We start from the raw sequence: 9,384 nt of genomic DNA, 5'->3' as shown, positions 1-9,384 counted from the left end.
AAAAGTAATCGTTCTAATGTGGGGGCTACTGCCGCTGAGCGCCAAACTGATCGGCGCAAAATCTTAAATGAAGGCATGGAAGAGGGACTTCCGCAGGCATGATTGATTGCCTGAGGATTGTCCCTTTTTTTGCTGCTGGACCGGGTTCAGATCGAGCAGGACTTGCGCGGCGGCAACCAAGTAGTTGTCCAGTTACTGCACAAGCTTCGCATTTTCAAAACGGCAATCGATCTGAAACTTCCAAATTCTTTATCTACAGTGGAGTTTGCAACTTTCAAAAGTAAAGTTGACCAGGAAATACAACAATCTTTATTGAAATTGGGTTTTCAATAAAAGGCAGTAGCCTTGGCGACCACAAAACATAAAAGCTTATAACCGTCTCTTGGCGGGCGTTTCTACTACCGCAAGGAAGACATCGTTCGCTACATTGCAGCGCAAGGCGAGGCGCCAAGCTGGACAAGCTCAATCAAAACGGGTCAGGCTCATATTCACAGGCCTACACATAGGAATAGACATGGAGGTAAATTTGTACTATTTTGTTTGGCGTGGCGCGATTCTATAATAGAGATGTCCATTATTCCGGAATAACAGGATCGATATCGACCATTTCGATAATAATGGGGAGGGTTATACTTATACTGCGTAAATGGGCTTCATCGGCAACGAATTACGAAACAGAAGTATGAATGGTTGGTTAGAATGAGTTAATCCACAAGCACATTTATTTAGGTGGGTATGTAGACACCTGACACCTGATAATGATTCAGCGAATAAAAAATGCTATTAAGAAGCATTCAGGGACACGAATCTTATCTATTGTAGGTGCAGACCATAATCATGCATTGTATGAAACAAAAAAGTTGGTCAGGTTTTAAATAGAAGATTTTTCATACATATTCACAAAACTCGTATTTTGTACATATGTATACAACACAAAAAATATCGAGTTTTAATCTAATGTTGTCGGATGACAAGAACCTGGATACATAAATGACAAGAACCTGATTACATTCCCCACAGGTCTTTTAATGATAAACTAAAAATAAGGATGAACATGTTCATCCTTATTTTTAGTTTATCATTTAGTTTATTTTATATGGTTAGTCGTCGTACATAATGGTCAACATAGGCTGCAAGTTTTTTATTAAATGGTACTTTCATTGCTACATTTTGTGGCATATACGAATTCATTCGCTTTGAAATTTTCTTTTTATTGTTCGTGTTTAACGGGCACACCAAATTTGTGTAGGTCAAATCAAATTGCTTATATTCTGGGTTTATAAAAAATTCAACTGGTTGTTTCAACTCCATATCAATCGAATGCTTAAAAGCCATTTCCGGTATACTTTTTTCAACCATTTCATTTACAGCATTCCAATTGGGTACTGTTTTTTGTTCAGCACATGTAGTAGCAACCAGATCCACTGTTTAAAATAATTGATACATATTTGAATAGTCAGTCTATTGATTATCCAATGGAGTAGCAATCTATTGTCAACTTCTTTCATATTAGTTTGATTAAATAATTCTCTTCTATAACTTTCAAGTACACGTTGAATCAAACTTGTGACAATCGCAAAATTACTTGGGCATACAGGGCTTATATCATTGGCTTTTAAATCTTTATAGAATTTTTCGGATCGAATTAGGGTATGTCTCCAAAAGATGTATGCATAAGGACAAATCTGCGGGAATTCCTCTTCTCCCTCCGCTTTCCTTAGCTCTTGTAGTACCCGTATACATTGACGATGTTGTTTGAGCTTTTTTCTTAAAAAACGGTCGACTGTCAAAAAACAGACTCTGTTTTGATGATAAATATCATCATGATAAGACACAGTTCTATAATACTCAGCCTTGGTATTCATTCTGTTACCATAAAAGCGCTTGGAAAATATAAGTGGAACCGTTTGAAATAAATCGGTTGACGCATATTTATGTAAAAATAACCACCGCTGGTTGGCGCTTTGATCCATAGATAACCATTTCAGCACAGTTTGGTCCTGTATCTCCATTCGTGAATCCCAATTTCTCCAAAGAGATTCTGAAAAATCAGCTAATCTATATCCGCATTTGCACGTGAATGGTTCGCTAAGGCCAAAGTCACTTAACAAAAAGGGAATTGTTTTTAGGCAATTAGGACAACTATCGAATAAAATAGTTTCATGGACAGGACGGTTGTGGTGCAAGAATTAAAAAAGATAGCATTTACCCAATAAATGGTAATTAACTATGCCACAATACCAAATATTTTATTAAGCCATTCAACTGCAGAGAGGACAGACGAATTATATTCGGCCTGCCCTTTCCTAATCATATGCATGGCCTCGATTCCCTTTAATGTCTGTTCTGCAGTTAGAAATGATTTGAAACCGAGCATCGGTTTTGTGATTTTCTTAATGAATCGGTGATCTTGCTCCACAATGTTGTTTAGATATTTTGTCTGTCTAATCAAGGTTTCTTTGGGTAGCAATTTACCCTTTATTAATTCTTGTATGGCTGGTGGATAGGCTGGATTTTTATCCAATGTGATGACACGTGGGATTTGATTGTGTGGAGAGGACAAAGCCTTTGTAAAGAAACGCTTAGCCGCCGGTATATCCCGGTTATCAGATAACATGAAATCAATGGTTTTCCCCATAGAATCAACGGCCCGATATAAATACTTCCACTGTCCTTTTACTTTTATATAGGTTTCGTCAGTCCTCCAAGAATCATTTGTAGGTTTCAAAAAGGGACGGATTCGTTTGTCGATTTCTGGTCCAAATTCATGGACCCATCTCATGATCGTCGTATGTGAAATCTTTAATCCTCGCTCGCCTATCATTTCGACTATATCTCGATAGCTTAAGCTATATTTCAAATACCACCTCACCGTTAGTAAAATGATCGGCGATTCATATTGCTTCCATTTAAATAAATCCATTTTCGTTTCCAAAATAAGTTGCTCCATCCCATGACTTCATTACCAGTTACGTTATCATGAATTAGAGCTTTGCACCACAACCCCAAATCTTATTTAAGCAATACCCCATTCCTTTTTTCTTTCATAGCTCTATTTTCTTTTAAATACAGCTCGAGCACTTTTTGAAATAAAAGAAGTTTTCTAAATCTTTTATAGTAACTAATTACAACAAGACCCAATGCAAGCAATACGATAAAGAATACTATTAATATAATAAAAAATATTACTTCTTTCATATTTTTGTTAGCTTCAGATAGCAATTGATATGGGGTGGTTAATGCAAACAAAATAAATGCTGTAAAAGCAGCAAAAAAACTGGCAAGTAGACCGATATTCCTATATTCTTCAACCCAAGTATCAACGTCAATTTTTATTAATTCTAACTCATTATTGGAATATTTTCGAATTATCGAAGTGAATTTTTTGAAATTTTTAATTACTTCCTCAATGCTGGTTGCATTGCCCATTGAGTCCACCATTTTGATGTAACTCTTATAAGTTTTTCTCATTCGATACCTCCTAGTATTTCAAAATTTTCTATACAGTTCCAGTTCTGTTTTCCAATACACCTTTCCTTCAACGAACATCAAACTTCCTATTGTAATACATTCAAGACTTTATTGCTCTTGTTACTTCTTCTTATTAAGATACTTCTCAATGGGCTCTATATAGCTAAAGTTATAAGTTGAAACATGAATATAACTGACCTTATAAGTTTTCTTGTCAAAAATAAAAGAGAGGTTATATGCATGATCTGTATCGACAATTTCATAACGAGAAAATCGTGGCACAAGCTTCCCGTCAACTTCCTCGTATAAATAATTAAGGGATAAACCATAATTATTAAAATCGCCTCCCGCAGTTCCATATATGCTCAAGATATCAAAGTATGTGCTTTCATCAAGCTTGACCCCTCTGTTTGTCTGGAATGGTAAATGAATCGAATCGCTTATGTACCAACTATCCATAAGTCCGTTTGCGTCATAATGAATGAATAGTCGCCCATAGGTATCGTATTTAGAATAGTTTTGCTCTGTAGAAATGCCTATTTGCTCTTCAATAGATTCCCTTGAACTTCCCAGTTTGAAACTAATGTTTCTTATTGGATCATTCAAGTTGAAGTCTTCCATGGTGAGCTGAGTAAATACAAAGTCCGGCATTTCATCGCTTTGAGAAGGTGGTAGATTACTTAGCAAGCTTCGATCGGAGGGAGATTCAGATCTTTCTTGTAATTGATTCATTCCTTTTAATTGTAGTTTTCTAAACCATTGAACCGCCTCCGCCCTCGTCAGTTGTTCAGCACCCATGAAGCCCTCAATAGTTTGAGAGGATTTTCCGGAAGCATAGGAGTGGCCCAGAAGATAAATAACAGCGTCATCACCTTCAAAATGTAAACCTAAAGCGGCAGTAATAATTTCCGCTGCCTTCGTACGTGAAATGGATGCTTCACGCAAATCAGGATGAAGAATCCCATCAACAGGATATTTCCAGTCCTTAGAAAAACTATACAGAAATCGTTCCAACTGTTCATCCGTACTTTTTGTCCGCGGGTAACCAAATGCGCCAAATAACACTTTAAGGAACTCTTTTTCCGTAATTTCTTTATCTGGTTGAAATGTGCCGTCTGAATAATGATCAATCATACGATGCCGAATCGCCCATTGAAAAACTCTTTCTGCCCAGTGTCCTTGAAGATCTGAGGATTCTCTTTTAAGCACTGCCCATTCCATTTTAATTGGATCAGATAGCGTTTCAGGCTCAACAGAGTTTTGAATCTGGCTGATACCATAAAAAGAATCGTAAACCTCAGATGCTGAATAAGAATAGTCGCTAAAACAATTAAAACCAATAGATACGGTTAGTAATAGGGAACATGATATTTTTTTGACATTACGCAACGACTATTCCAACTCCTAACCAAAATTAGACTTATGATGGGTACCTTGCTGATTACATAGTTGAAAGTTAAATCTGAAAAATAAAGTTGTACACTACTCCCATTGAACTTTCGTACTCCAAACACTCTTTATCTATATCAAAAATCAAAGTTTCTTGTCAGACGTTAAAAGTACATTAATGGCATTATGGTAGTCTTCCACAGGTTTTGTTCGAAAAACCATAAGGCTAGTGTTTTTATCACCTATTTGATCTATATAAAGGTTATTAACATCATCAAAATGACCTTTCCATGTCTGGCCAGAATGTTCAGTAATCTTGCTATCGTTATACGTGACTTTAAGATCGAAGGTAATTCTATTTCCATCGATTGTACCCTTAAAGTAAGTTATTTGGCTTATGTCACTTGGTCTAATAGGACTGCTTCTATAAGTTCTACTACTATATTCAAGTTGGCCGGAAATCTGATTATCTTCAACTATCCACCGAATGAAGTAGGCAGACCTATCTTGAGTATGTAAGTACCCATTAGGTAAATCAGCAACAAGCGGAAGCCAGGGGATGTGTACTGGTGGTGGTGGATATTTTTCAGCTGCTTGTTTATCTTGGGCAGCCTTTATTTGTTGAATTTCATTCTCCCTCGTGATAAAGAAATTGACCATATATATAGCAAGAATCAATAAAGCCACTATTGTAATTGCTATATTTTTACTCTTACTGGTTGTTTGCGTAGTCTTTACAGGAGATGCGTCTTCAATAGAAGATTTTTTGTTCCCGCACATATTACAGAACAAACTTCCATCTGGTAATTCATTGCCGCAAAATCTGCACGCAATCTTTGTTTTGTTCCCGCAGATATTACAAAATAAACTTTCATCTGGTAATTTATTGTGGCAACTACTGCACGTAATCATTGTTTGACCCCTCCTTCGTTAATTCATCGGTCTATCCTGAAAATATCTTTCAACGAAAGATCTTAAAATGACGATCGGAAAGTGACCCTCAAACCACAGCGAAATGGCCACGGAGGTGATCTTTCCTGCAACATACCCAAGAGTACTGAGTCTATACCAATGTGCGTGAATACTAATGAGCACACCACCAGCTGTTATAAATCCCTTTCTAGGCTGGGCTAACAGATCAGCACCCTTACCAAACTTCGACAATTGGATTAAATATCAATTTGACTACATTTCCTTGCAAATCTCTCACTGGTACACTAATCTGTTTCTCCTTTTGAAACATTAGAAAATCATCGTCAAACGAAGTGCTTAGAAGCACATCGTCCTTATTTGTCCAATCAAAAAATGATTTCATGAGTATTAAATTGATAAATGGGCAAGCTCCATTTTCTAAGTTGAACTCACCATTGTTCTCATTTAATACAAAAGGAATACTTTTTTCACCAATATTATACTCTCTAGAGAGAGCATTAAGGCGTCTATCCCAAACATCATCTGGAAGAGGAAGTTTCTGTCTTGCTTCTCTATTATAGGTTATACGTATGTATTCCATAGCAGCACTTGGGTTTGTAGCTCTTTCAAAGTCCTCTTGTATTATTTTTACATAATCATCCGTATCTCCGAAAATATATGAATGTTGATGTATACTTAGCTTGTTTAATAACCCCATAAGATAAGTTAACGTAAAAGGTTCAAATTTAATTTTCTTCTCCTCATCTTCGACAAGTGAGTTATGCTCTAGTTGTAATTTATCAAATATAGCCTGAGCTGCTCCTGGATGTATATCATGGGGCATCACGAAATGCCATGTTTTAATTGGGTAACCTTTATCCAGCCAATGTTTTTTTAACCCTCGAAAATCCTCCATAACCTTAGTAGAAAAATATAAATCACGATATTTATCAGGAGAGTAGCAAGCAAAATATTCGCCTGTTTTTAATATTCGACCATCTACCTTCAGATCCCCATGATTACCGTGTGGAGTTGTGGCCTCATAGTCAGTTCCATAAATCTCATTGAATAATCTGTTGAACCATCCCTGAAACTCTTCCCTGGTAAAATTCTGAATCCTTCTTTGATACATCCTTTGGTCATTTATTAACAAATTACTCAACCCCCTATTCCACACTTTGGTTCTATCTTCTACCCTTTACATAATTTCGTCATTACTTATTTTAACCACAAGTTCTTCTGCATTGGTTTACGTAAGAGTCGAAAGCATTACTTACATAATATAGTACCATAATATGGTTGGCAGTTCATATTCTGTGATATTAAAGTATAAGTCCCGGAGCCTTTAACTATCAAGGATTTCAGCCATCTTACTTTCCAAAATATCAATAATAAGTTTTAGACTCAATATCAGATTGGGCTTCTGCTTAAGTTAAATCCGAATGAATAATAAAGATGTCAATCGCCGCTGTACTATTCCCTGCATGCAATAGGGAAAAAATCCATCTCTTATATGACGGGCAGCGGCGTAATTCGCTCCTTCATCATCAAAACCAAGTGTAAGTGATAAAGTTGAAAATTGTGCGTTCAAAGGAAATTTAGCAATGGTTTCGAATGACATATTTTTTAAAGTAAATCCAATTTTTCCATAATCCTTTTTATTTACTTTCATTTGCTGATTTTGTTTTAGATCAATAAAAGCTTTGTCACCATTGATATAATCCGGTCCATTCAATACATAGGATGATGGTGCTGGAAGTGGAGAACTGCTTAATTGTTGGCCTATAATAACAGCATTATTTTCCCCATCCCATTTTAAAGGTATCCCTAAAATATCGCCTATAGATTTTAACGGAACGTATGTTGAACCATTTGCAATGAATGGTTTTTGATCTGGATCTAATGGTGTTTTATCAATTCCATTATGTATTAATTTCACTCCAAAGATTGCCTCTTGGATCGGCTACAGTAAATTGGACAGAAAAAATAGGGGCTAGTAGAATGAAGACATCAGACAGGAGCGAATCTACGATGCCGAAGCAAAGACGTACATTTACAGACCGTATACACTTTTAGTTACTGTTGTCACATTGGACACAAAATCTATTGCCGTCTAAGTCGTAAAAATGCAGAAAATTATTTCCCTCGCCATCATCATGCTCTAAAGTTATATTTATTCCCCTTCTTAATATCATTGCTAATGTTATTACCAAAACACTCCCTTGAATCCATCATAAACGTCTCTTTCAAAATACATAGGATTCCTAACATCTTTAGCTATACCTCGAATATAATACCACCCCCAATAGTTCTTTCCATCATATAAAGCATTATTGTTCTGGTTAGCAACACTTATTTCCACATTAATCTTGTTATTAGCAAAACCATTCATTGCGGTTATCATAAGGTCTACTTGTTTTTTGGTATATTCCTCAAGTTTTTTTTTGTCCGACGCGGAATATCCGTCATCATCAATCGAAACATGGATGGACAAATACATAGGACACATCTCAAATGCATTTGCAGGAGAAAATTTCGAGAAGTTAATCGTACTCTCTGGATGCTCCAAATTTCTTCTGTATTTCTCTGTCATTTTAGCACGCTCTTTGTTTTCTTTGATTTGTGGATCAACGTGAATATCATTTAGAAAACCAAAAACAAAGCTTGCAGCAGCAAGTGGAATACCTTTTAAGTACTCCTTATAAAAATGTTCTTCATAAAACTTAGGGACATAATGTTCAATATAATCTTCAATTTGCTTAGATAATAGGTCTATGTTATTTAAAGCAAACTCCTGAAATCTATCGTTTGAATCAGTATATTGTATTGTCCATTCTGTATACTGATACGGTGTGGAATCAAAATGTTTTTTTTCAGGCACTACTTTTTTTTCTTCTTTGGATGTAATTATCCACTTATCACCAAACATAGCGTCCAATGTTTTTTTGTATTTCGCAGTAAAATCTACATTATATATCCATATTCCATTTTGTTTTGTTCGAATTTGGTTAAGCGCATTATCCTTATCTTTACATGCGGATAAAGTAACAACAACTAACACACATACAACGAGAAACGATATGGTAATCAACCTCATAAAAATATCCCCTCTATATGTGCCACGATCCTAAGTGGACAACTCATCTTAAGCCCTCATTTCTAAATCCTTATCCCCCTAAAATTTCTCCAGATATCTCCATTATCTTGCCCGTTACTTCAGCGGAAATAAAAAGGAGCTGCTACAAGCAACTCCCACAGTCTACTCAGGGTCTAAAACTACAGTCCCGTAAATAATATGCGAGCTTGTATCGTAAGGGTTTCCATCACAAAAACAATATCGAAGTTCGTGGTGTACTCAGTTATTTCCCGTAAGCTATGCAATCCCCTACGGTGTCGTACACCATCACATCGTATTCAAGTTCGTAATACTTTTCAAATTCTTCTCTTCTATTTAATGTAGCCATTAGTATTGAACGCCCCTTAGACATTTACATTCAACACGATGTTACGTAATCCTTCCCGTTTGTTAAGTGAACTCCAGCAACGCTGTTGGATTGTCAACATAAAACTGGACAATATTTATGAGGGGATTTTTCTAGCTTCAATGGGAGT

The 9,384-nt window shown here is 36.1% G+C and carries 9 protein-coding genes; 1 reads left to right on the top strand and 8 read right to left on the bottom strand.

What is annotated here, in order from left to right; all coding sequences use genetic code 11:
- Nucleotides 1-129: 129 nt before the first annotated feature.
- Nucleotides 130-333 carry a hypothetical protein gene (locus OB236_RS13125; RefSeq protein ID WP_262684391.1) on the top strand — a complete coding sequence of 68 codons (204 nt, stop codon included), beginning with the start codon at nucleotides 130-132 and terminating at the stop codon, nucleotides 331-333.
- Between the two features lie 1,031 nt (nucleotides 334-1,364).
- On the opposite strand, the gene OB236_RS13120 is transcribed toward OB236_RS13125, so the two are convergent.
- The 8 genes from OB236_RS13120 to OB236_RS13085 form a co-directional block, all read right to left on the bottom strand.
- On the bottom strand, nucleotides 1,365-1,991 hold the full coding sequence (locus OB236_RS13120; RefSeq protein ID WP_262684390.1) for a hypothetical protein: 627 nt from the start codon (nucleotides 1,989-1,991) through the stop codon (nucleotides 1,365-1,367).
- A gap of 236 nt (nucleotides 1,992-2,227) precedes the next feature.
- Complete coding sequence (locus OB236_RS13115; protein WP_408638460.1) at nucleotides 2,228-2,950, bottom strand: IS6 family transposase; 723 nt, start codon at nucleotides 2,948-2,950, stop codon at nucleotides 2,228-2,230.
- Nucleotides 2,951-3,012: 62 nt separating this feature from the next.
- Entirely contained in the window at nucleotides 3,013-3,471 is a 459-nt protein-coding gene (locus OB236_RS13110) for a hypothetical protein (RefSeq protein ID WP_262684389.1), read from the bottom strand.
- 120 nt (nucleotides 3,472-3,591) lie between these two features.
- Nucleotides 3,592-4,860: an S-layer homology domain-containing protein gene (locus OB236_RS13105; RefSeq protein WP_262684388.1), complete on the bottom strand. Its 1,269-nt coding sequence runs from the start codon at nucleotides 4,858-4,860 to the stop codon at nucleotides 3,592-3,594.
- Between the two features lie 144 nt (nucleotides 4,861-5,004).
- A complete protein-coding gene (locus OB236_RS13100; RefSeq protein WP_262684387.1) occupies nucleotides 5,005-5,772 on the bottom strand; it encodes a zinc ribbon domain-containing protein in 768 nt (255 codons plus the stop codon).
- 235 nt (nucleotides 5,773-6,007) lie between these two features.
- The gene (locus OB236_RS13095; protein WP_262684386.1) at nucleotides 6,008-6,925 is read right to left on the bottom strand and encodes a hypothetical protein; all 918 of its coding nucleotides are present in this window, start codon (nucleotides 6,923-6,925) and stop codon (nucleotides 6,008-6,010) included.
- Between the two features lie 279 nt (nucleotides 6,926-7,204).
- Nucleotides 7,205-7,711 (bottom strand): copper amine oxidase N-terminal domain-containing protein, encoded by a 507-nt coding sequence (locus OB236_RS13090; RefSeq protein WP_262684385.1) that lies wholly within the window; start codon nucleotides 7,709-7,711, stop codon nucleotides 7,205-7,207.
- Between the two features lie 267 nt (nucleotides 7,712-7,978).
- Complete coding sequence (locus OB236_RS13085) at nucleotides 7,979-8,869, bottom strand: hypothetical protein (protein ID WP_262684384.1); 891 nt, start codon at nucleotides 8,867-8,869, stop codon at nucleotides 7,979-7,981.
- Between the last annotated feature and the right edge of the window lie 515 nt (nucleotides 8,870-9,384).

Source organism: Paenibacillus baimaensis (genome assembly GCF_025567575.1).
The sequence above is the reverse complement of the archived record's forward strand: the minus strand, read 5'-3'. Positions and strand labels throughout refer to the sequence as shown.